Origin of the sequence: Mycobacterium sp. (assembly GCF_052143115.1) — a bacterium.
Taxonomy (GTDB): domain Bacteria; phylum Actinomycetota; class Actinomycetes; order Mycobacteriales; family Mycobacteriaceae; genus Mycobacterium.
Genome location: NZ_JBKQTQ010000125.1, coordinates 1 through 21,301, shown reverse-complemented (window position 1 = coordinate 21,301; position 21,301 = coordinate 1). Strand labels below are relative to the sequence as shown.

General features: G+C 67.5%; 18 protein-coding genes and 2 pseudogenes. 6 read left to right on the top strand and 14 right to left on the bottom strand.

Annotated elements, in window-relative coordinates; translation table 11 throughout:
* Positions 1-94 precede the first annotated feature (94 nt).
* The 7 genes from whiA to ACLQI9_RS13530 form a co-directional block, all read right to left on the bottom strand.
* On the bottom strand, positions 95-1,072 hold the full coding sequence (gene whiA / locus ACLQI9_RS13560; RefSeq protein WP_442383230.1) for a DNA-binding protein WhiA: 978 nt from the start codon (positions 1,070-1,072) through the stop codon (positions 95-97).
* Positions 1,069-2,133 (bottom strand): uridine diphosphate-N-acetylglucosamine-binding protein YvcK, encoded by a 1,065-nt coding sequence (gene yvcK, locus ACLQI9_RS13555; RefSeq protein ID WP_442383232.1) that lies wholly within the window; start codon positions 2,131-2,133, stop codon positions 1,069-1,071. Before yvcK ends, whiA begins: the two co-directional genes overlap by 4 nt.
* Positions 2,130-3,086 carry an RNase adapter RapZ gene (gene rapZ / locus ACLQI9_RS13550; RefSeq protein ID WP_442383234.1) on the bottom strand — a complete coding sequence of 319 codons (957 nt, stop codon included), beginning with the start codon at positions 3,084-3,086 and terminating at the stop codon, positions 2,130-2,132. The genes yvcK and rapZ overlap by 4 nt, the downstream gene beginning before the upstream one ends.
* 11 nt (positions 3,087-3,097) lie before the next feature.
* Positions 3,098-5,074 (bottom strand): excinuclease ABC subunit UvrC, encoded by a 1,977-nt coding sequence (gene uvrC, locus ACLQI9_RS13545; protein ID WP_442383237.1) that lies wholly within the window; start codon positions 5,072-5,074, stop codon positions 3,098-3,100.
* Positions 5,075-5,162: 88 nt separating this feature from the next.
* Entirely contained in the window at positions 5,163-5,642 is a 480-nt protein-coding gene (locus ACLQI9_RS13540) for a PH domain-containing protein (protein WP_442383255.1), read from the bottom strand.
* Positions 5,642-6,121: a 6,7-dimethyl-8-ribityllumazine synthase gene (gene ribH, locus ACLQI9_RS13535; protein ID WP_442383239.1), complete on the bottom strand. Its 480-nt coding sequence runs from the start codon at positions 6,119-6,121 to the stop codon at positions 5,642-5,644. Before ribH ends, ACLQI9_RS13540 begins: the two co-directional genes overlap by 1 nt.
* Before the next feature lie 22 nt (positions 6,122-6,143).
* Complete coding sequence (locus ACLQI9_RS13530) at positions 6,144-7,421, bottom strand: bifunctional 3,4-dihydroxy-2-butanone-4-phosphate synthase/GTP cyclohydrolase II (protein WP_442383241.1); 1,278 nt, start codon at positions 7,419-7,421, stop codon at positions 6,144-6,146.
* Between the two features lie 256 nt (positions 7,422-7,677).
* Between ACLQI9_RS13530 and ACLQI9_RS13525 the strand changes: the two genes are divergently transcribed.
* Positions 7,678-8,229 (top strand): chitin-binding protein, encoded by a 552-nt coding sequence (locus tag ACLQI9_RS13525; RefSeq protein ID WP_442391764.1) that lies wholly within the window; start codon positions 7,678-7,680, stop codon positions 8,227-8,229.
* Between the two features lie 53 nt (positions 8,230-8,282).
* Here ACLQI9_RS13525 and ACLQI9_RS13520 read toward each other — a convergent pair whose 3' ends face one another.
* Positions 8,283-8,885: a riboflavin synthase gene (locus ACLQI9_RS13520; RefSeq protein WP_442383245.1), complete on the bottom strand. Its 603-nt coding sequence runs from the start codon at positions 8,883-8,885 to the stop codon at positions 8,283-8,285.
* Positions 8,886-8,987: 102 nt separating this feature from the next.
* Here ACLQI9_RS13520 and ACLQI9_RS13515 point away from each other — a divergent pair, with 102 nt between their 5' ends.
* From ACLQI9_RS13515 to mddA, 3 genes are read left to right on the top strand one after another with little or no spacing between them, the layout of a single operon-like run.
* Positions 8,988-9,692 (top strand): LppX_LprAFG lipoprotein, encoded by a 705-nt coding sequence (locus ACLQI9_RS13515; RefSeq protein ID WP_442383247.1) that lies wholly within the window; start codon positions 8,988-8,990, stop codon positions 9,690-9,692.
* A complete protein-coding gene (locus ACLQI9_RS13510) occupies positions 9,689-11,236 on the top strand; it encodes an MFS transporter (protein ID WP_442391763.1) in 1,548 nt (515 codons plus the stop codon). The genes ACLQI9_RS13515 and ACLQI9_RS13510 overlap by 4 nt, the downstream gene beginning before the upstream one ends.
* A gap of 32 nt (positions 11,237-11,268) precedes the next feature.
* Entirely contained in the window at positions 11,269-12,081 is an 813-nt protein-coding gene (gene mddA, locus ACLQI9_RS13505; protein ID WP_442384647.1) for a methanethiol S-methyltransferase, read from the top strand.
* Here mddA and ribD read toward each other — a convergent pair.
* From ribD to ACLQI9_RS13480, 5 genes are all read right to left on the bottom strand, one after another.
* On the bottom strand, positions 11,999-13,120 hold the full coding sequence (ribD, locus tag ACLQI9_RS13500; protein WP_442384649.1) for a bifunctional diaminohydroxyphosphoribosylaminopyrimidine deaminase/5-amino-6-(5-phosphoribosylamino)uracil reductase RibD: 1,122 nt from the start codon (positions 13,118-13,120) through the stop codon (positions 11,999-12,001). The genes mddA and ribD overlap by 83 nt on opposite strands.
* A gap of 55 nt (positions 13,121-13,175) precedes the next feature.
* Positions 13,176-13,862, bottom strand: coding sequence for a ribulose-phosphate 3-epimerase (gene rpe, locus ACLQI9_RS13495; RefSeq protein ID WP_442384651.1), 687 nt, complete (start codon positions 13,860-13,862; stop codon positions 13,176-13,178).
* 90 nt (positions 13,863-13,952) lie between these two features.
* Positions 13,953-15,374: an RsmB/NOP family class I SAM-dependent RNA methyltransferase gene (locus tag ACLQI9_RS13490; RefSeq protein ID WP_442391762.1), complete on the bottom strand. Its 1,422-nt coding sequence runs from the start codon at positions 15,372-15,374 to the stop codon at positions 13,953-13,955.
* Positions 15,371-16,312 carry a methionyl-tRNA formyltransferase gene (fmt, locus tag ACLQI9_RS13485; RefSeq protein ID WP_442384655.1) on the bottom strand — a complete coding sequence of 314 codons (942 nt, stop codon included), beginning with the start codon at positions 16,310-16,312 and terminating at the stop codon, positions 15,371-15,373. Before fmt ends, ACLQI9_RS13490 begins: the two co-directional genes overlap by 4 nt.
* A gap of 59 nt (positions 16,313-16,371) precedes the next feature.
* Entirely contained in the window at positions 16,372-16,857 is a 486-nt protein-coding gene (locus tag ACLQI9_RS13480) for a MarR family transcriptional regulator (protein WP_442384657.1), read from the bottom strand.
* 212 nt (positions 16,858-17,069) lie between these two features.
* On the opposite strand from ACLQI9_RS13480, the gene ACLQI9_RS13475 reads away from it, so the two are divergent.
* Positions 17,070-17,948 carry a class I SAM-dependent methyltransferase gene (locus tag ACLQI9_RS13475; RefSeq protein WP_442384659.1) on the top strand — a complete coding sequence of 293 codons (879 nt, stop codon included), beginning with the start codon at positions 17,070-17,072 and terminating at the stop codon, positions 17,946-17,948.
* On the opposite strand, the pseudogene ACLQI9_RS13470 reads toward ACLQI9_RS13475, so the two are convergent.
* Positions 17,932-18,486: pseudogene (locus ACLQI9_RS13470) on the bottom strand (LpqN/LpqT family lipoprotein). The gene ACLQI9_RS13475 and the pseudogene ACLQI9_RS13470 overlap by 17 nt on opposite strands.
* A gap of 364 nt (positions 18,487-18,850) precedes the next feature.
* Between ACLQI9_RS13470 and ACLQI9_RS13465 the strand changes: the two are divergent.
* Positions 18,851-21,301, top strand: a pseudogene (locus ACLQI9_RS13465) (NB-ARC domain-containing protein); the annotation flags it as partial.

The following is a 21,301-nucleotide window of genomic DNA, read 5'->3' as shown; positions in this document are numbered from 1 at the left end:
GCCACGTTTATCCGGCAGCGGTACGCGCCACCGGCGCGCAGGTCAGAACAAGCTGGGCAAAATATCGACCAGGTATGGACGCCGTGATTTGGTGTCAGGCGTCTTCCAACAGATCCGGGGTCACCGCCGATTCGGTGTCCGGGATGCCTTCGACCTTCGCCTTGCGGTCGGCCATCGAAAGCAATCGCCGAATACGCCCGGCCACAGCGTCTTTCGTCATCGGTGGATCGGCAAGCCGGCCCAGCTCCTCCAGGGAGGCCTGCCGGTGCTCGATGCGCAACTTGCCGGCCGCGGCAAGATGATCGGGCACACCCTCACCAAGGATCTCCAGCGCACGCTCGACGCGGGCGGCCGCTGCCACCGCGGCCCGAGCCGAGCGCCGCAGATTGGCATCGTCGAAATTCGCCAGCCGGTTAGCCGTTGCCCGGACTTCGCGGCGCATCCGCCGCTCCTCCCAGACCAACCGGGTGTCCTGGGCGCCCATCCGGGTCAGCAACGCCCCGATCGCCTCACCGTCACGGACCACCACCCGGTCGGCGCCGCGGACCTCCCGCGCTTTGGCGCTGATCCCGAGCCGGCGCGCCGCCCCTACCAGGGCCAGTGCCGCCTCCGGACCGGGACAGCTGACCTCCAGCGCCGACGAGCGACCCGGCTCGGTCAACGATCCGTGCGCTAAGAAGGCTCCGCGCCAAGCCGCTTCGGCGTCGGCGATGCTGCCGCCGACCACCTGAGCGGGCAACCCCCGCACCGGGCGCCCGCGCAAGTCGAGCAGGCCGGTCTGGCGCGCCAGCGCCTCACCGTCGTTGGCGACCCGCAACACGTAGCGCGTCGTCTTGCGGATTCCGCTGGCCGACAACACATGCACGATGGAGTTGTAGCCGTACAGATCGAAGATGTCCTTGCGCAGCCGTCGCGCGATGCTGCCCAAATCCACCTCGGCTTCGACGACCACGCGGCCACCCACGATGTGCAGCCCGCCGGCGAATCGCAGCAGGGAGGTCACTTCGGCGCGCCTCGCGCTCACCGCACTCACCACCAGGCGGCTCAACTCGTCTTTGACTTCGGCCGTCATCGCCACACGTCGTCACCCCTCGGTCCGTTACGACCCGGTCCATCTGCGCCGGTCTGTTGACGTTCCTTTTCCACCGGCATCGCATCTGTCGCCTTCGCCGAAGGTGGCAACGGACCTATGTCGCGCACGCCCACCCCATCCAGCGCCGCGGCCAACTTGCCCGGGTCATGTAAAGGTGTACCAGACCTAGCCACATCTGCGAATTGAACCTGCGCATGAAGCTGAGTTGCGGTACGTCGAAGCTGCTCGCGCTCCCGCTCACTCGGTACCCGCTCGGCGTCGATGATCACGTCGTGGACGGTGAAGTCCGGCGCATGCTGGGCAAGTACGTGCAGGTGACGCTCTGCCGAGAAGCCGGCCGTCTCCCCCGGCTCGGCCACCAGGTTGAGCACCAGCGCCCGGCGGGCCGTGGTCGCCTGCAGCGCCGCAGCAAGCCCCGGCACCAGAACGTGCGGGATCACGCTGGTGAACCACGATCCGGGCCCCAGTACCACCAAATCGGCGGACATGATCGCGTCGACGGCCTGCCGGGTGGCCGGCGGGTTGCCAGGCAGCAGCCGGACGCGGCGAACCTTTCCCGGCGTGGTGGCGATGGCCACCTGCCCGCGGATCAAGCGGAACATCCGCGGGTCGGCTTCCAAGCCGGAGACGTCGGCCTCGATTTGCAGCGCGATCGGGCACATCGGTAGCACCCGGCCCCGCAGACCGAGCATGCGGCCGAGTTCGTCGAGCGCCGCGACCGGGTCGGCTAACACTTCGTTGAGGCCGGCGAGCAACAAGTTGCCGATAGGGTGTCCCGCCAGCGCGCCGCTACCGCCGAACCTGTGCTGCAGAATAGTCGCCCACAGTCGGCCATGCGGACTGTCGGATGCCAACGCCGCCAACGCCATTCGCAGATCGCCCGGAGGCACCACGTCGAGTTCGCTGCGCAGCCGGCCAGACGAGCCACCGTCGTCTGCGACCGTGACGACGGCGGTGACGTGAGGGGTCAGTCGCCGGGCTGCCGACAGCGTCGCATACAAACCGTGTCCGCCGCCCAAGGCGACGATGCGTGGACTCATTCGCGACCCAGATCCCGGTGCAGTACCCGCACCGACAACTGCTCGTCCGGCTCCAGCAGTGTCGCCAACGCCTCGGCGATGGCGACACTGCGGTGCTTGCCGCCGGTACAGCCGATCGCGACGGTCATGTAGCGCTTCCCCTCCCTGCGATAGCCGTCGACAATCAGCGTCAGCAATCGATGGTAAGTCTCCAGGAACTCCGCCGCGCCGGTCTGGCTCAGCACGTAGTCACGGACCGCCGGATGTTGGCCGGTGTGCGGACGCAGCTCGTCGACCCAGTGCGGATTGGGCAGAAATCGCACGTCCATCACCATGTCGGCGTCCATCGGCAGACCGTACTTGAAGCCGAAGGACTCCACGGTGACGCTGGTGTTCGCGACGGTGTCGCCGCCGAAGGCCCGTTCGATGCTTTCCCGCAGTTCGCGCACCGACAGTGTCGAGGTGTCGATGATCAGGTCGGCCGTGGCGCGAACCGGAGCCAGCATGTCGCGCTCAGCGGCGATGCCTTCGGCCAATGTCTGCTCTCCCTGTAGCGGGTGGCTGCGGCGATTCTGCTCGTAGCGGCGCACCAGCATGTCATCGGAGGCCTCCATGAATAACACACGCGGGGTGATGTCGCGGGTGGCCAGGTCGTTGCGCACCCAGTCCAGGTCACCGGTGAACCCGCGGGAGCGTACGTCCATCACCACGGCCAGCTGCGTGATCCGGGATCCCGCGGCCAGCCCGAAGTCGACCATCCGGGTGATCAGCTGAGGGGGCAGATTGTCGGCCACGTACCAGCCGAGGTCCTCGAGCACCTTGGCCGCGGTGCCGCGTCCGGCGCCGGACAAACCGGTGACCAACACCACGTCGATGCCGGATTCCGTTGCGCCACCGTGGTTATCGGCCTGATTCGCCGCGCCCTCCGCGGGCGCGGTGTTGTCCACCGGCCCGGCCTGATTCGCCCCGTCCATCCCCTACCCCGTCATCCCGATGCCCGTTCGGCGACCCTGTCCGCGGCCGCCGCATTCGATCCGGCGCCGCCTCGCAGCGCGTCGAGCACCGCGGTCGCCGTCGCCACCCCGATGCCCGGGACAGATGTGATCTCGTCGACCGTGGCCTCCCTGAGGCGGGCCAGCGACCCGAAATGGGTCACCAGCGCCTTGCGGCGATGCTCGCCTAAGCCGGGCACCGCATCCAGCGCTGACGCGGTCATCCGCTTGGACCGCTTGCTGCGGTGGTAGTTAATGGCAAAGCGGTGCGCCTCGTCGCGCACTCGCTGCAGCAGATACAGGCCCTCGCTGTTGCGCGGCAAGATGATCGGGTCGGGCTCCGACGGCACCCAGACCTCCTCCAACCGCTTGGCTAGGCCGATCACCGCGACGTCGGTGATTCCCAATTCGTCGAGGACGGCGCTGGCGGCGTTGACCTGCGGAGCCCCGCCGTCGACGACGTACAGGTTGGGTGGGTAGGCGAACTTACGCGACTTTCCTTCCGGTGATAAGACTTTGGGATCCTGCTGGTCTTGCAAGTGGCGCGTGAACCGGCGCCGCGTCACCTCGGCGATCGACGCGACGTCGTCGGAACGACCGTGGCCCGCGGCTTCCCGGATGGCGAAATGGCGGTAATCGGACTTGCGCGGCAGCCCGTCCTCGAACACCACCAGCGAGCCCACCACGTCGGTGCCCTGGACGTGGCTGATGTCCACACATTCGATCCGAAGTGGCGCGTCGGCCAGACCCAGCGCCTCCTGAATATTCTGCAGCGCAGCCGATCTGGCGGTGAAATCCCCGGCCCGCTTGAGTTTGTGCTGCTGCAGAGCCTCTTTGGCGTTTCGGTGCACGGTCTCGGCCAGTGCCCGCTTGTCGCCGCGGCGAGGTGCCCGCAATGTCACCCGCGAACCGCGCAGCTCCGACAGCCAGGTCGTCAACTCGTCGGCGTTGGGCGGCAGGCAGGGCACCAGGACTTCCCGCGGCACCGGGTTAGCGGATTCGTCTGCGGCGCCGTCGAGTTCGGCCTGATCGGCGTAAAACTGAGTCAAGAACTGCTCGACCAGCTGCGCTTCACCGGAATCACCAGGGTCACCGGGCTTTTCGACGATCCAGCCACGCTGGCCGCGAACCCGGCCGCCCCGAACATGGAACACCTGGACGGCCGCTTCCAGCTCGTCGTCGGCGAACGCCACCACATCGGCATCGGTGCCGTCGCCGAGCACCACGGCCTGCTTCTCCAGGGCCCGCTTCAAAGCCGAGAGGTCGTCACGCAGCCGCGCCGCACGTTCGAAATCGAGTTGGTCGGCCGCGGCATTCATCTGCTGTTCCAGGTTGCGGGCGTAGCGGTCGGTTTTTCCGGACAGGAAGTCACAGAAGTCCAGCACGATCTGGCGATGCTGCTCTGCGCTGACTCTCCCGATGCACGGCGCCGAGCACTTATCGATATAGCCAAGCAGGCACGGTCGGTTAATTTGATTGTGCCGCTTGAATACTCCGGCTGAGCATGTGCGCGCGGGGAAGACGCGGGTGAGCAGGTCCAGGGTCTCCCGGATAGCCCAGGCATGGGAGTAGGGCCCGAAATAGCGCACGCCTTTGCGGCGCGGGCCGCGATAGACCATCAACCGCGGGAATTCCTCATTGAGGGTGACCGCCAACACTGGGTAGGACTTGTCATCGCGGTAGCGGACGTTGAACCGCGGGTCGAACTCCTTGATCCAGTTGTATTCCAGCTGCAGCGCCTCGACCTCGGTGTTGACCACCGTCCACTCGACCTTGGCGGCGGTGGTCACCATCTGACGGGTGCGCGGGTGCAGGCTCGCAACGTCGGCGAAGTAGGACGTCAGCCGGCTGCGCAGGCTCTTGGCCTTGCCGACATAGATCACCCGTCCGTGCTGGTCCCGGAATCGGTATACGCCGGGCTCGACCGGGATGGACCCGGGCGCGGGGCGGTACGTCGCGGGATCAGGCACGTGTTTAAGGCTAGTCCGGCGGGCCGACGTTGCCGACGCATACTCGATGCGCCGAGCGTCACGCTGGCGTCACGCAGAGCGCTTGGCGTCACTCTGGCGTGACGCTCGGCGGCAGGTCGGGTCGGTATCGCGCCAGCAGCGTCCGCACGGTGTCCATGGCGTCCACCGCGCGGTCCTTGTCGACGGCCTGGATCGCCATCAAAGGGATGTACTCGTCGTCGGGTAGGTCGATCCGCGCCCAGCGTGCCCCGGCGGGAAACGACACACCGACCACGTCCGACCATGGCACCAATCGGTCGCCGAGCAGGTTGCGCACCGACAATCCGGCAGCCCCAACGCGCAGCCGTGGCCGGGCGAACAGCAGTACGAGCCCGGCAATCACGAGACCCAGCCCCGCCATGGCCACTTGATCGGCAGTTTGGAAGATCACGCCGCTGGACTTGATCTTGAGCAGCAGGCCCACCACGACGTGGGCCGCAGCGATCACGAACGCGGCCGCATAGGCGAAATACGGCGTGAGATGGGGACGAATTTGCACATCCCAGCTGTCCCGCTCCGGTTTGACGATCACGGCTTTCCGCGCAGATCGCGCAGGGTCAGTGCGGTGCTCAGCGCCGCAGCCGTCGCTTGGGCGCCATTGTCTTCAGCGGACTCCGGCAGCCCCGCGCGGTCGAGGGCCTGCTGTTCGTCGTTGGTGGTCAGCACGCCGTTCGCGACCGGCGTGGATTCGTCCAGCGAGACCCGCGTGAGTCCCTGGGTCACCGCGTCGCATACATAGTCGAAATGCGGTGTCTGCCCGCGGATCACCACTCCCAACGCGACGACGGCGTCGTGGTCACGGGCCACGGCCTGCGCAACGACCGGAATCTCGATGGCGCCGCGAACCCGCAGCACCGTCGGATTTTCGACGCCCCATTCGTCGGCGATTCTGCAGGCGCCGGCCAGCAACGCGTCGCATATCTGCTTGTGCCAAGTGCTGGCCACGATCGCGAGGCTGATGGCAGAGGCGTCCAGTGGGGCGATGTCGGGTACGCCGGCACCGCTCATATGCGCCGCTTCTCAGCATCGCTCATAGTGCTCCCCCGAATTCGCCATGTAGATGGATGGATTCGTCGTAGTCGTCGAGCCCGACCAGGTCGTGGCCCATCCGGTCGCGTTTGGTCATCAGGTATCGAATGTTCTCCGCGTTGACCCGAACCGGCAGCGGCACCCGCTCGATGATGTGCAGTCCGTAACCGTCTAATCCGACTCGTTTGGCGGGATTGTTGGTCAGCAGCCGCATCGAACGAACGCCGAGATCGACCAGGATTTGGGCGCCAATGCCGTAATCCCGCGCGTCGGCTGGCAATCCGAGCTTCAGGTTGGCGTCGACGGTGTCGTCGCCGGCGTCCTGCAGCTGATAGGCCTGCAGCTTGTGCATCAGACCGATGCCGCGGCCCTCGTGGCCGCGCATGTAGAGCACAATGCCGCGGCCTTCCCGCGCGACCATGGCCATCGCGGCGTCCAGCTGCGGACCGCAGTCGCAGCGGCGTGATCCGAACACGTCCCCGGTCAGGCACTCCGAGTGCACCCGCACCAGCACGTCGTCGCCGTCGTAGTTAGGCCCGGCGATCTCACCACGTACCAGGGCCACGTGCTCGACGTCCTCGTAAATGCTGGTGTAGCCGACCGCGCGGAATTCGCCGTGGCGGGTCGGGATCCTGGCCTCGGCGATCCGCTCGATGTGCTTCTCGTGCTTGCGGCGATACTCGATCAAGTCCGCGATAGCGATCAGCGCCAGACCGTGTTCGTCGGCGAAGACCCGTAATTCGTCGGTCTGCGCCATCGCGCCCTCGTCCTTCTGGCTGACGATTTCGCAGATCGCTCCCGCGGGCGATAGTCCCGCCATCCGGGCCAGGTCGACGGCGGCTTCGGTGTGGCCGGGGCGCCGCAACACGCCACCTTCCTTGGCGCGCAACGGAACCACGTGCCCGGGTCGGGTGAAATCATCGGCAACACTGCCCGGATCGGCCAGCAGCCGCATGGTGGTAGCCCGGTCGGACGCCGAAATCCCAGTTCCTACACCATTTTTCGCGTCGACGGTGACGGTGTAAGCGGTGCCATGCTTGTCCTGGTTGACCGCGTACATCGGCAGCAGGCCCAGCCGGTCGCAGACCGCGCCGTCCAACGGCACGCAGAGGTATCCCGAGGTGTAGCGCACCATGAACGCCACCAGTTCGGGAGTGGCCTTCTCGGCGGCGAAGATGAGGTCTCCCTCGTTTTCCCGGTCCTCGTCGTCGATGACGACGACAGCCTTGCCGGCCGCGATGTCGGCGATCGCCCGCTCGACGGAGTCCAACCTCGTCATCGCTGCCACCTCGTCAGGACAATCCACCTGAAGCGCTCAGGTGTTGCATCCAGTATGAACCACCACGTCGCCGCCGTTATTGCCACGGCTCACTGACCGGGAACGTTCAGCAGTCGCTCGCGTATGTGGCGACGACGGGCATATCCGCAAAAGATCTCCAGAGGCTTCTCGTAGCTGACTCATAGGAACGCTCTCTAGCGTTCGTTGTGTCGGGGGCGATTGTCCACTGAATACGCAGGTAGACAGGTGAAGGACCATGAAACTGAAGCAATTGATGGCAGGAGTCACCATCGCCGGCGCTCTTGGAGCGGCGGCGATGGGTATGGGTGCCGGCCCGGCCAGCGCCGCTCCTGGAGCGCCGCCAGCCGACCACGGCGGGCAGCCAGCAGGGAATTTCCATGCCCAGGGCGGCCCCGCACCCCGTGGACCGAGCGGCCCAGGTGACCCCGGTGGACCTGGACCCGGACCGGGTGGTCACGGTCCCAGCGGGCCCGGTCCCGGCGGACCTGGCGGGCCTGGTGGCCCCGGCCCCGGGATGCACGGGCCCGGCGGACCTGGCGGTCCCGGCGGCCCGTGGCATGGCGACGACCAGCGCGGCTACTTCCACGGCGCCCCGTGGGGTGATGGACCCGCACCCTGGGGACCGGGCGCACCACCGCGGCCGGACTGGAACCGACCGCTCCCACCGCCCGGGGGGCAGTGGGGGTATGGCCCCATCAACTACTGGGGCTACCAGGAAAACCCGATGTGGAATCCCGGGTTCAACCAGTGGGGCTTCAACTTCTTCGGAGTCTGGATCCCGCTGTAACGAGTCACCTCACACGACGCCCGCTTCGCCAATCGGCGAGGCGGGCGTTGTGCTTATCCGCCTGACGACGCACCCAGCAGCCGCTCAACATACTTGGCGATGACGTCGACTTCGAGGTTCACCGGCGTCCCGGGCGCGGCCTGACCCAGTGTGGTCAGCTCGCGGGTGGTTGGGATCAGCGATACCTCAAACCAGTCGTCGCCTAGTCCGGAGACGGTCAGCGAAATACCGTCGACGGTGATAGAGCCCTTTTCGACCACGTAGCGGGCCAGCCCGGCGGGTAGCCCGATCCGGACCACCTCCCAGTGCTCGGCGGGCGTGCGGGCCTGGACCTGCCCGGTACCGTCCACGTGTCCTTGCACGATGTGCCCGCCAAGCCGACTGTTCAAGGCCGCGGCGCGCTCGAGGTTGACCGGGCTGCCGGCCGCCAGCCGGCCCAAACTGGATCGGCTGAGCGTCTCGCCCATCACATCGGCGGTGAACTGACCCTCAGGCAGCACCTCAACCACCGTCAGGCACACGCCGTTGACGGCGATCGAATCGCCGTGACCGGCATCGGCGGTAACGACAGGACCACGGATGGTAAAGCGCGCGGAATCGCCCAGGTCGTCCTTGCCGACGACCTCACCCAATTCCTCGACGATTCCGGTGAACACCGCCTCAGGCTAGTGAGTCGGGCGGTCCGGGCGCTACGTGGCCGTCACTGCCGTCACCTCGGGCTTCGGCGTCGGGTGAATGGCACCCTCTACGATGCACCTATGCCGACGCGTCGCCCAATCCTCGCCGTCCTCGCCGCCCTCAGTATCGCCGCCGCTCTGGTCGGCGGCTGCTCGTCATCCAAGCAGTCCGCCGCGCCCCTTCCGGATGCGGCCACGCTGCTCAGCACGTCCAACCTCACCACCAGAAACGTCAAGAGCGTGCACTTGGTGTTGTCGGTAACCGGCAAGATCAAGGGACTACCGGTCACGACGCTGACCGGCGACCTGACCACGTCACCTGACACCGCGGCCAAGGGCGAGGCCAACCTCACGGTGTTGGGCTCGAGCGTCGATGCTCAGTTCGTGGTCGACGATGGAACCCTGTACGCGGCGCTGACTCCGGGCCATTGGGAGAGCTTTGGCCCTGCGGCCGCTATCTATGACCCGTCCGAGATCCTCAACCCGAACACCGGTCTGGCCAACGTGTTGACCAACATCAGCAATCCCAAGTCGGAATCGCGCGAGACCATCAACGGGCAAAGCACGGTAAAGATCACCGGAACGGCCTCGGCCGACGCCGTGAATGGGCTTGCGCCGCAACTGAAAGCGACCCAGCCGCTGCCGGCGACGGTCTGGATCCAGGAAACCGGTGACCACCAACTGATGCAGGCCAAGCTGGACCAAAGCCCGGGCAACTCCGTCCAGATGACGCTGTCGAACTGGAACGCGCCGGTGCAGGTCACCAAGCCGCCGGTAGCCGGATGACGGCGCCGCACGCCGGCCGCGGCGTCGCAATTGGCGCGGGCAGCCTCGCCGTACTGCTCGGTGCCCTCGACACCTATGTCGTGGTCACCATCATGCGCGACATCATCAACACCATCGGCATCCCGATCAACCAGCTGCAACGCATCACGCCGATCGTCACCTGGTACTTGCTGGGCTACATCGCCGCGATGCCGCTGCTGGGCCGCGCCTCGGACCGATTCGGCCGCAAACGGCTGCTTCAGGCCAGCCTGGCCGCGTTCATCGTCGGCTCGGTGGTGACCGCGCTTTCCACCGACCTGCATGTGCTGGTGGTCGGCCGCACCATTCAAGGCGTGGCCAGCGGTGCACTGCTGCCGGTGACGCTGGCCCTCGGTGCCGATCTGTGGTCTCAACGCAACCGCGCCGGGATACTCGGCGGCATCGGTGCCGCGCAGGAGCTGGGCAGCGTGCTCGGCCCGCTCTACGGAATCTTCATCGTCTGGCTGACGAGTCGCTGGCAGGACGTGTTCTGGATCAACGTGCCGCTGGCGCTGGCCGCAATGGTGATGATCCAGTTCAGCCTGCCGTCGCGGGATCGCAGCGCCGACCCGGAAAAGATCGACGTGGTCGGTGGACTGCTGCTGGCAATCACGTTGGGGCTGGCGGTGATCGGGCTGTATAACCCGTCCCCTAACGGTCAGGAGGTGCTGCCCAGCTACGGAAAGCCGCTGCTGATCGCGGCGGTGGTCGTCGCGGTGATCTTCGCGGTGTGGGAGCGGTTTGCGCGTACCAAGCTGATCGAGCCCACCGGCGTGCACTTCGGGCCGTTCCTGTCCGCGCTCGGCGCGTCGCTGTGCGCCGGTGCGGCGCTGATGGTGACGCTGGTCGATGTCGAGCTGTTCGCTCAGGGCGTGCTCGGCAAGGAGCAAGACCAGGCCGCCATTCTGCTGCTGCGTTTCCTGATCGCGCTGCCGATCGGCGCGCTGCTGGGCGGCTGGATCGCGACCAAGGTCGGCGACCGGGCCATGGCCTTCGTCGGGCTGATGATCGCGGCCGGCGGCTATTGGCTGATCTCGAAGTGGTCGATCGACCTATTGGACCAGCGCCACAACATCTTTGGGCTGTTGTCATTGCCCGCGTTGGACACCGACCTGGTGGTCGCCGGCCTGGGGCTGGGTCTGGTGATCGGCCCGCTGACGTCCGCCAGCTTGCGGGTGGTGCCGTCGGCGCAGCACGGTATCGCGTCGGCGGCGGTGGTGGTGGCGCGGATGACAGGCATGCTGATCGGGGTGGCCGCGCTGAGTGCGTGGGGCTTTTATCAGCTGCCCCACATCGTTTCGAAGCTGTCGGCGCAGGTCCCGGAGAACGCCAGCCTGGCGATCCGGATTGCCGCGCAGGCCACCCTCTACCGGCAGGCGTTCGCCCAAATGTATGGAGGCATCTTCACCGTCACGGCGGTCGTCTGCGTGGTTGGTGCGGTGTTGGGCCTGCTGATCAGCAGCCGCCGCACCCATGCCGAAGAACCCGAACTGCGCGAGGAGCAACCCGTCGGGCCTCGGGCCTAGGCAGCGGCCGAGAAGCGGAGCACAATCGTGGTGTGGCTCGGGGCGATGGGCCATCCTTGCGGCCGGCCGGCAGTTCTGCCGGTGGTGTCCTGATCGCGGCCTACGGCGTGGCCGTGTATGTGTTTTTCCTGGCCGTCTTCCTCTACCTGATCGGATTCGTCGCCGACGCTGATTTCTCGGTCCGCGGTGTGCATGTGGTCGGCAAGAGCGTCGATCGCGGCGGCATCGGCGACGGCAGCCTTACCGTCGCTGCGGTGGTCATCGACGTGGCGTTGCTCGCGCTGTTCGCGGTCCAGCACAGCGTCATGGCCAGGGGCGCCTTCAAACGTCGGTGGACCCGCATCGTGCCGCCCAGCGCCGAGCGGTCGACGTACGTCCTTGCATCCACCGTCTGCTTGGTCGTTCTCGTCGCCGCGTGGCACCCGATCACCGACGACGTGTGGCGGGTCAGCGCCCAGCCTTGGCGGACGCTGCTGACCGTCGTCGCTCTTGCGGGCTGGGCGATCGTCCTGCTGAGCACCTTTCTCATCGATCATTTCGACCTGTTCGGGCTGCGTCAGGTGTTGGCCCGGCTGCGGGGGCGACAACCCGCCGAGCACGAGTTCGCGACGCCGCTTCTCTACCGGGTGGTCCGGCACCCGATCTACCTGGGTTTCCTGATCGCGTTCTGGGTCACACCCAGAATGACTTTGGGGCACTTGCTTTTTGCGGTCGCGACGACCGGATACATCCTGTTCGCGGTCCGCTTGGAGGAGCGTGACCTCATCCGCGCGTTTGGTCAGCAGTACCAGGACTATCGTCGCCGGGTGCCGTTGCTGATTCCCGGCTTGGGCGGTCGCCCCTGACGGATCCGGTCGCAGGCTCGCGGGGCACCAGGCTCAGCAGCAGATCCGGGCCGACCCGTTCGACGCCGTCGTAGCGCCAGCGCAGCGCCCGGGCGATGCTCGGCACCCCGACGTCGTCGACTGCGGTGATCGGTCCGCCCAACAGGATCGGCGCGACGTAGGCCAGGATGCGGTCGATCACGCCCGCCCGCAGAAACGCTCCGGCAAGTGTGGGTCCGCCCTCGAGTAGGACGTCGGTGCGATCGGACAGCGCCTTGAGCACCTCGGCCGGATCGCGGGTGCGGATCACCATCGTGCGCGAGTCATCGTTGAGAACGTTTGCTTCCGAAGGGATTTCACGCTTGCCCACAACCACACGCAGCGGCTGGCGGTCCGCTAGGCCGCCGTCGGCCAACCGGGCGGTCAATGTCGGATCGTCGGCGAGCACCGTGCCAGTCCCAACCACGATGGCGTCGGCGGCCGCCCGGCGGCGGTGCAGGTCAGCCCGCGCGCCCTCGCTGGTGATCCACTGGCTCGAGCCATCGGCGGCCGCACTGCGCCCGTCGATGCTGGTGGCGTACTTCCACGTCACGTGCGGCAAGCCGGTGCGTTGCTTGTGCAGCCATTCGCGCAGCGGTCCGGCCGTGACCAGATCCGCTTCCACGTCGCTAACGACATGCACGCCTGCGGCTGCCAGCCGTGCGGCACCACCGGCCGCCTTTGGGTTCGGGTCGGTGACCGCGTACACCACCGATGCGACGCCCGCCTCGAGCAGCGCATCCACGCACGGCGGGGTCTTGCCGTGGTGGTTGCAGGGCTCCAGGGTGACCACCGCGGCGCCGCCCTGGGCCAGGCGTCCCGCCCGGCGCAGCGCCACCACCTCGGCATGGGCGCTGCCCGCCGGTTCGGTGCCACCGGCGCCGGCGATCCGGCCGTCGCGGTCCAGGATGACCGCACCGACCGGCGGGTTGGGGTAGGTGCTGCCCTTGACCAGGTCGGCATGCTCGATCGCGAGTCGCATGGCGGCGTCGTAGCCGATGGCCGCCGCCGCAGTGCTCATCAGCGCCACTCCTCAATCCCGGCTACGCCGGCATCATCGTCGTCGGCGCGGCTCATCAGCGCAGGTGCGGTGACGCGGCACCGGCCCGTCGCCGTAGTGCCTCGACCGCGACCGCCGGGTCCTCGGCACCGTAGACGGCGGATCCGGCGACGAAGCAGTCGACACCGGCCTCGGCGGCCTGCTCGATGGTCTCGGCGTTGATGCCGCCGTCGATCTCAACGAGGATCGTCAATTCGCCGGAGTCGACCAACTTTCGCACCGTGCGCACCTTGCTCAGCACCTCGGGAATGAAGTCTTGGCCTCCGAAACCGGGCTCAACCGACATGACCAGAAAGGTGTCGAAGTCCTTGAGGATATCCAGGTAGGGCTCCAACGGAGTGCCGGGCTTGATGCTCAGTCCCGCCTTGGCGCCGGCGGCGCGGATGTCGCGGGCCACGCCGACGGGGTTGTCGGTCGCCTCGGCGTGGAAGGTGACGTTGTAGGCGCCGGCTTCGGCGTACGGCGGTGCCCACCGGTCGGGGTCCTCGATCATCAGGTGGCAGTCCATCGGAATGTCACTGGCGGCCAACAGACTTTCCACCACTGGTAGCCCGATCGTCAGGTTCGGCACGAAATGTGCGTCCATCACGTCGACATGCAACCAGTCGGCGCCTTCGACGGCGGCGGCCTCGTCGGCCAGCCGGGCGAAATCAGCGGCCAGTATCGACGGCGCGATCAGCGGCCGATCGGTCTTGCCTGACATGGGCTCAGCCTAGTCTGGCGACGATGCGCGCCGTGGCAAGGCGCGGTGTGGCAGCACCCCCAGCCGCGTAGCTGCCGGGGGGCGAGCCGGTCACTCCAGCTTCGTGAGCGCTGCGGCGAACATGGCGTCGGTGCCGTGCCGGTGTGGCCACAGCTGAACGTAGGGGCCCTCCCCCAGATCTGCGACGGGCTCGAACACCGGCCGGGTGTCCAGCGCGGACACCGGATGGCGGCGCAGCGCGTCAGCGGCCACGCCGACCGTCTCGGCCAGGTGCGGCGAGCAGGTGGCATACAGGATGACACCGCCGGGCCGGGTCAGCTCGATCGCGGCTCCCAGCAGCTCGCGTTGCAGCCGGGTCAGCGCCGGAATGTCGGCGGGTTGACGACGCCAGCGCGATTCGGGCCTGCGGCGCAACGCGCCCAGCCCGGTGCAGGGCACGTCCACCAGCACCCGGTCGAAACCCGGTTCGAGACCGCTGCGGCGTCCGTCGGCGCGCACCACCTCGACCGGTAGGCCCCGGGTGTTCTCCGCAACCAGGTCGGCGCGGTGTTCTGCCGGTTCCACCGCCGTGACCCGGGCCCCCGACCCGGCGCCCAGCGCGGCCAGCAGCGCGGTCTTGCCACCCGGCCCGGCGCACAGGTCCAGCCACCGTCCGGCGTCGTCGGCTACCGGCGCCAGCGTCAGCGCGCGGGCGACCAATTGGCTGCCCTCGTCCTGAACCAAGGCTTGGCCGTCGCGCACCGCGGGCAGCTGCGCGGGGTCGCCGCCGGGCAGGTACACCGCATAGGGCGAATACCGGCCGACGGTGCCGTTCACGGCACCGGCCAACTCCTCGGCGGTCAGCACTCCCGGGCGGGCGGCCAGGTGCACCTGGGGTCGCTCGTCGTCGCTGGCCAGAGCCGCGTCGAGCTCACCGGCGCCGGCACCCAGCGCGTCGACGAAGGCCTGCGCGATCCAGCGCGGGTGGGCATAGACGAAGGCGGCGTGGCCGACCGGATCGGCTACCCGGTCGGGCGCGAGCTCGTCGACCCAGGATTTCTCGTCGCGACCGCTGATCGTGCGCAGCACGCCGTTGACGAAACCAGCTCGCGCCGTGTCGAGTTCGATTCCGGCCTGCTCGACGGTGGTGGAAACCGCGGCGTGCGCGTCGACCCGGGTGCGCAGCAGCTGATACGCCCCGAGCCGCAGCAGATCGAGCAACACCGGGTCGATGGCGTCCGGTGACCGACCGGCCGCTGCGCCGATGATCGCGTCAAGTAGGCCGCGAGTGCGGCAGCTGCCGTAGGTCAGCTCGGTGGCGAAGGCGGCGTCGCGGTCACTGATCTTCCTTTCCCGCAACAGAACTGGCAGCAGCAGGTTGGGGTAGGCGTCGCGCTCGCTCACGGCCCGCAGGACATCGAAGGCCGCCTGTCGCGCCGGATCCAGCGGCCGGCGCCGCGGTGGCCTAGCCGGCCGCTGTGTCGACCGCGCCGGCGGTCGGCCGCGTCGCGGCTTGTCTTGGGGTGGGGTCATGACGCTCGCGCCCTCGAGTCCAGGCGGGCCCCGCGAGCCCAGTCGACGGCGTTCATCAACTTCTTGCCCGGCGCCTGGACTTGGCCCAGCCGCACCGGCTCCGAGCCGGTGCCGATCCGCACGCCGCGGCGGTCGACGTGAATATCGCCGGGCGACAACGGCTGTGGAAGGTTCGGCGCATCGTCGTCGACGTGCACCGGCCCGAGCTTGACCCGCAAGTCACCGATCAGGGTCCAAGCGCCCGGATTCGGCGTGACGGCGCGGATGCGTCGCTCGACGACTTGGGCCGGAAGGTCCCAGCGCACCCGAGCCTCCTCGACAGTGACCTTCGGCGCGACGCTGACCCCGTCGGCCGGTTGCGGCACCGGCGTCAGCGCCCCGTCAGCGATACCGTCCAGGGTGGTTGACAGTAACGCTGCACCCGAAATCGCCAGCCGGTCAAGGAGATCGCCGGCGGTGTCGGTCGGCCGGACAGCCTCGGTGACCACCCCGTAGACCGGCCCGGAGTCCAGACCCGCCTCGATCTGGAACGTGGTGGCTCCGGTGACGGTGTCCCCCGCGGCAATCACGGCCTGCACCGGGGCCGCCCCCCGCCAGGCGGGCAGCAGCGAGAAGTGCAGGTTGACCCAGCCATGTGCCGGTACCGCGAGCAACTCGTCGCGCAGCAGCGCACCGTAGGCCACTACCGGGCAACAATCGGGCGCTAGCTGTGACAGCTCGGCGACGAACTCAGCGGTGTTGGGCCGCTGCGGTCGCAGCACTGGGATGCCCTGCTGCAGCGCGAGACGAGCCACTGGCGACGGCTCCGGTTTGCCGCGACGCCCAGAGGCGGCATCTGGCCGGGTGAGCACCGCGATCACGTCGTGGCGCGGCGAGTCGATGAGACTGCGCAGCGCGGGCAGCGCGGGTTCGGGGGTGCCGGCGAAGACGAGGCGCACCGGACCAGTCTAGGAACTTGGCATCTCGCCGGATTACAGGCGCGATAGGTCTCCGAGACCTAAGCCTCGACGTCCTCCAGGTAGGCCGCGGGCTCGCCGCCGGCGGCAGTAAACGCAATGAGAGCACATACCAGACCCCGGCGATCAGCCGGTGACATCGCTTCGACGACGCGGGCGATTTCGGTGCGGCGGTGCGCGGTGACCTGTCGCACGACTTGCTGGCCTCGCGACGTGAGCGCGGCCAGCAGCTCGCGTCGTGAAGTCGGATGCATCTGCCGGTCGATCAGTCCAGCGCCGACGAGCCGGTCGACCATGCGGCCGGTCGCCGATGGTTGCACCCCCAGCCGGCCCGCCAGCGTGGCGAGGTTCATCGGACCCTCGTTGGACAAGATGACCAGGGTTCGAAACTGCGCAGTCGTGATGGTCTCGTCGACCTGTGCGATCGAGCGCGCCGAGATGGCCACCAACAACCGGGACGCAGTCAGCAACGCGTCGGTGATCAAGTCGACCGAATCTTCTTGTACCGCAGCGTTTTCGGTGGGCATCGATACCCCCCGTCCGGTCCGCTCGACGTTGCGCTTGTGCCGCAGAGAATGCAGCCTGGGAACAGGCTAGCAGTTATCTACTATATCGCTGAGCAATTATTTCTTAGTGCTACTGTCGTATACGGCGTCATTGAGCGGAGCGTGCATCCGCCTCCGCGCCGCCGACGACGACGAGGTCGCAGACATCCCCTATGTCTTCATCAGGAGGTCGTATGACCATCGACACCTCAACCGACAGTGCTCAGCCGCTGGCGACGACGCCGCGAGCGATGTGGGCGCTGGGCGATTACGCGCTGATGGCCGAGGAGGTGATGGCCCCGCTCGGCCCGGTGCTGGTCGCCGCAGCAGACATTGGTCCCGACGATCTGGTGCTCGACGTTGCCGCAGGATCCGGAAACGTCTCGATCCCGGCCGCCAAGACGGGTGCCACCGTCATTTCCAGCGACCTCACGCCGGAGCTGCTGGCCCGCGCCCAGAGCAGGGCCGCCGCGCAAGGCGTGACGCTGCAGTGGCGGGAAGCCAACGCGGAATCGCTGCCGTTCGGCGACGGCGAGTTCGACGCCGTCGTTTCGGCGATCGGGGTGATGTTCGCGCCGCATCATCAATCGGCGGCCGACGAGATGGTCCGGGTGTGCCGATCCGGGGGCACCATCGGCGTGATCAGCTGGACAACCGAAGGGTTCTTCGGTCGGATGCTCAACACCCTCAGGCCATATGAGCCGACTGTGCGACCGGGTGTACCGCCAGCGTCGTTGTGGGGACGCGAGGACTATGCGGCTGGTCTGTTCGGCGACCGGATCGGGGATGTCAGCGCTCGGCGGGGAATGCTAACGGTCGACCGCTTCGACAGCGCCTACGCTCTGCACAACTACTTCAAAAACCATTACGGCCCGACGATCAACGCTTACCGCGCGATCGGCAACAATCATGTGCTGGCCGCCACGCTCGACGCCCAACTCGTCGAACTCGCCGAGCAATACCTCCGGGACGGCGTGATGGGGTGGGAGTACCTGCTCGTCACCGCCAAAAAAGCGGTGAGGGCCCACGCTCCTAGATTCCGGCATCGGACGGCCGCTATCCACCTACGTTGATCGTCGTCTTTTCGTCGATGGTGGCTGTTGCGGGTAGCACCTGGTCGATCTGGTCTGCGAGGCAGTCGATATTGAGCCGCAGCAGGTAGACGGCGTCGTTGGCCTCGATGACGACGGTTTTCTGCGCGACAGCCTTCGTCTGGCCATTGTCCACCCAGGTGCCGCCCGACTCGTAGGCGGGAAAACCGCTCAGGTTGTCGTCAGAGCCGTCGCCCTTGGGCTGAAACCCGGGCGGGTTTTTCAGTTCGCCAGGCGCGAGGTCGAGAATTTTCTGCTGGTCTACATCGCCGACGAGCTTGGATACCGTCGCCACGATGCTGGGTGTGTATTTCGCAGCCTCGGGGCCGTTGTCGATGATGGCCTAGTAGGCCGTGCCCGGGGTGTCGGGTCCGGCGTCGGCCCAGCCGTCGGGGATTGGCAGGTTGATGGTGGGCGCGCCGGGATCGCCGCGGTGGACGGGAGCGTCGGCGATGCCGCTCTGTTGGATATAGCTGGCGATTGTCGGGTTAGGACCCGGAACGGTGGTGCGCGGCGCCACTTTCGATTGCGGTTTGCTAGTGGTTGTCGTGGTTGACGTGGTTGACGTCTTGCTCGCCGCATGGTTGCTGCTGGAGGGGGAACCACACCCAACCAAGCCGATGCCTAGAGCCTTAATGGCGATTGCCACACCGTTGATTGCTGCTATCCGCTTCATTCAAATAGTTCCTGTCGATCAGGCTGCACGGCTGGACCAAAATGTCGACGAACATAGCCCGAGCCGCGCAGGCTCGTAAGTTCCGTCGTCGGCGCCAATGTACGCGTTTGTGCTGATGTTTTGCGGTGGGTGGGGCCGCATGCTGGCTAGCATGAGCGAGATCAATCCCCGCGCGGACCTACCGCAGGTGGACTGGAGCGAGCTGGGCGTGAGCGGGCTTTTGCCGACGGGCACCGTGACGTTGCTGCTGGCCGACGTCGAGGGCTCCACCCGGCTCTGGGAAACCCAGCCCGAGCAGATGACCACAGCCATGGCTCGGCTGAATCAGACGGTGTCGCAGACCATCACCGCCCACGACGGCGTGCGCCCGGTCGAACAGGGTGAGGGCGACAGCTTCGTGGCGGCCTTCGCCCGCGCCTCCGATGCGGTGGCGGCGGCCCTGGAGATGCAGCGAGCTCCGCTGGCGCCGATCCGGTTACGGATCGGTGTGCACTCCGGCGAAATCCAGCTGCGCGACGAAGGCAACTACGCCGGCCCGACCATCAACCGCACCGCAAGGCTGCGCGATCTGGGCCACGGCGGCCAAACCCTGCTATCGGGTGTCACCGAAGCGCTAGTCCTCGACCGACTCCCCGACGACGCGTGGCTGACCGAACTGGGAAGCCACCGGTTGCGGGATCTGCCCCGTCCGGAGCGGGTGGTGCAGCTGTGCCACCCCGACCTGGTGAACGAGTTCCCGCCGCTACGCACGCCGAAAGCCGTTGCGGACACTAATCTTCCGGTACAGCTGACCAGTTTCGTGGGCCGCGACGCGCAGCTGACCCAGCTGCGGGAGCTGCTGGCGCAGAACCGGGTGGTGACGTTGACCGGCGCGGGCGGGGTGGGCAAAACCCGGCTGGCGATCCAGGTCGCGGCCCAGATGACCGGTGAGTTCGGCGACGGGGTCTGGTACGTGGATCTGGCGCCGATCACCGACCCCGAGCTGGTGCCGCTGACGGTGGCGCGGGCAGTGGGGCTGCCGGATCAACCGGGCCGCTCCACCATGGACAGCCTGCTGCGGTTTGTTCGCGACCGTCAGCTGCTGGTGGTGCTGGACAACTGCGAGCATCTGCTGGATGCCAGCGCCGAGCTGGTTGTCGCTGTGCTGAGTGGGGCGGCGAGGCTGACCTTGCTCGCGACGAGCCGTGAGGCGATCGGGCTGGCCGGTGAGGTGAGTTGGCGGGTGCCGTCGCTGTCGCTGGCCGATGACGCCATTGAAATGTTCACCGACCGGGCCCGGCACGCGCGGCCCGGTTTCGCGGTCAGCGACGACAATGCCGCGGCGGTGACCGAGATCTGTCGACGCCTCGATGGTTTGCCGCTGGCCATCGAGCTCGCGGCCGCGCGGGTGCGCGCGTTGTCACTGAACGAGATCCTCGACAGCCTGCATGACCGGTTCCGTTTGTTGACCGGTGGTGCGCGCCTCGGTCGACTGGTCGCACGCGCTGTTGACCGAGCCGGAGCGGGTGTTGTTTCGCCGGCTGGCGGTGTTTCTGGGCGGATTCGACTTCGACGCTGCCCGAGCGGTCGCCGGCGGTGGTGACGTGGCGCGCTACCAGGTGCTCGATCAGCTCACCCTGCTAGTGGACAAGTCACTGGTGGTCGCCAGTGAAGGCGGGGTCAGCGGGGACCGAACCCGCTATCGGCTGCTGGAGACGGTGCGCCAATACGCCCTGGAAAAACTCGGCGAATCCGGCGAAGCCGACGCAGTGCGGGCGCGCCACCGCGACCACTTCACGACGCTGGCCGCCGCACTCGACGCGCCGGCAGGCAGTGATTATGAGCGGCGTCTCGAGCAGGCCGAGATCGAGATCGACAATCTGCGCGCCGCTTTTGGGTGGAGCCGGGAAAACTCCGATACCGAGCTGGCGTTGGCGCTGGCGTCCTCGCTGCAGCCATTGTGGCTCGCGCGGGGGCGCCTCCGGGAAGGGCTGGCCTGGTTCGACACCGCCCTCGCCGATCTCAACGCGCAGCACCTCGAGGTGGCGGCCGCGGTGCGCGCGCGGGCGCTCGCCGACAAGGCGGTGCTTGATGCTTGGGCCGGCGCCGCCGCGAGCATGGATGCGAGCATGGATCAGGCCGAACAGGCCCTGGCGATCGCGCGCGAAGTCGATGAGCCGGCTCTGCTGGCCCGGACATTGACAGCCTGCGGCTTTATCGCCGGCTTGAGCTCTCACGTCGAGGTGGCCCGGGGATGCTTCGCCGAGGCGATCGGCCTGGCCCGTGCCGTGGACGATCAGTGGCGGCTCAGCCAGATCCTCGCCCTGCAGGCGATGGCAGCGAGCATCGCGGGTGACCCGATCGCGGTGCGCGCAGCTGGTGAGGAAGGACGCGACCTCGCCGACGCGATCGGCGACGGGTTCAACTCGCGTATCTGTCGCTTTTACCTCGGGGGGGCGCAGCTACAGCAGGGCGATTTAGCCGGAGCCGCCGCACAGTTCGGCGAGGTGGCGGCCGAGGCCGAGGCGGCTCATGACGGGATCTGGAGGGTGGTCAGCCTCGGCGTTCAGAGCATGGCACTCGCACGTCGGGGTGAGACGGCGGCGGCCCGAGCAGCGGCCGAAGCGATCCTTGAGGGCGGCGCGGAGCTTGGCGGAAGGTGGGCAGTAATAGGGCACGC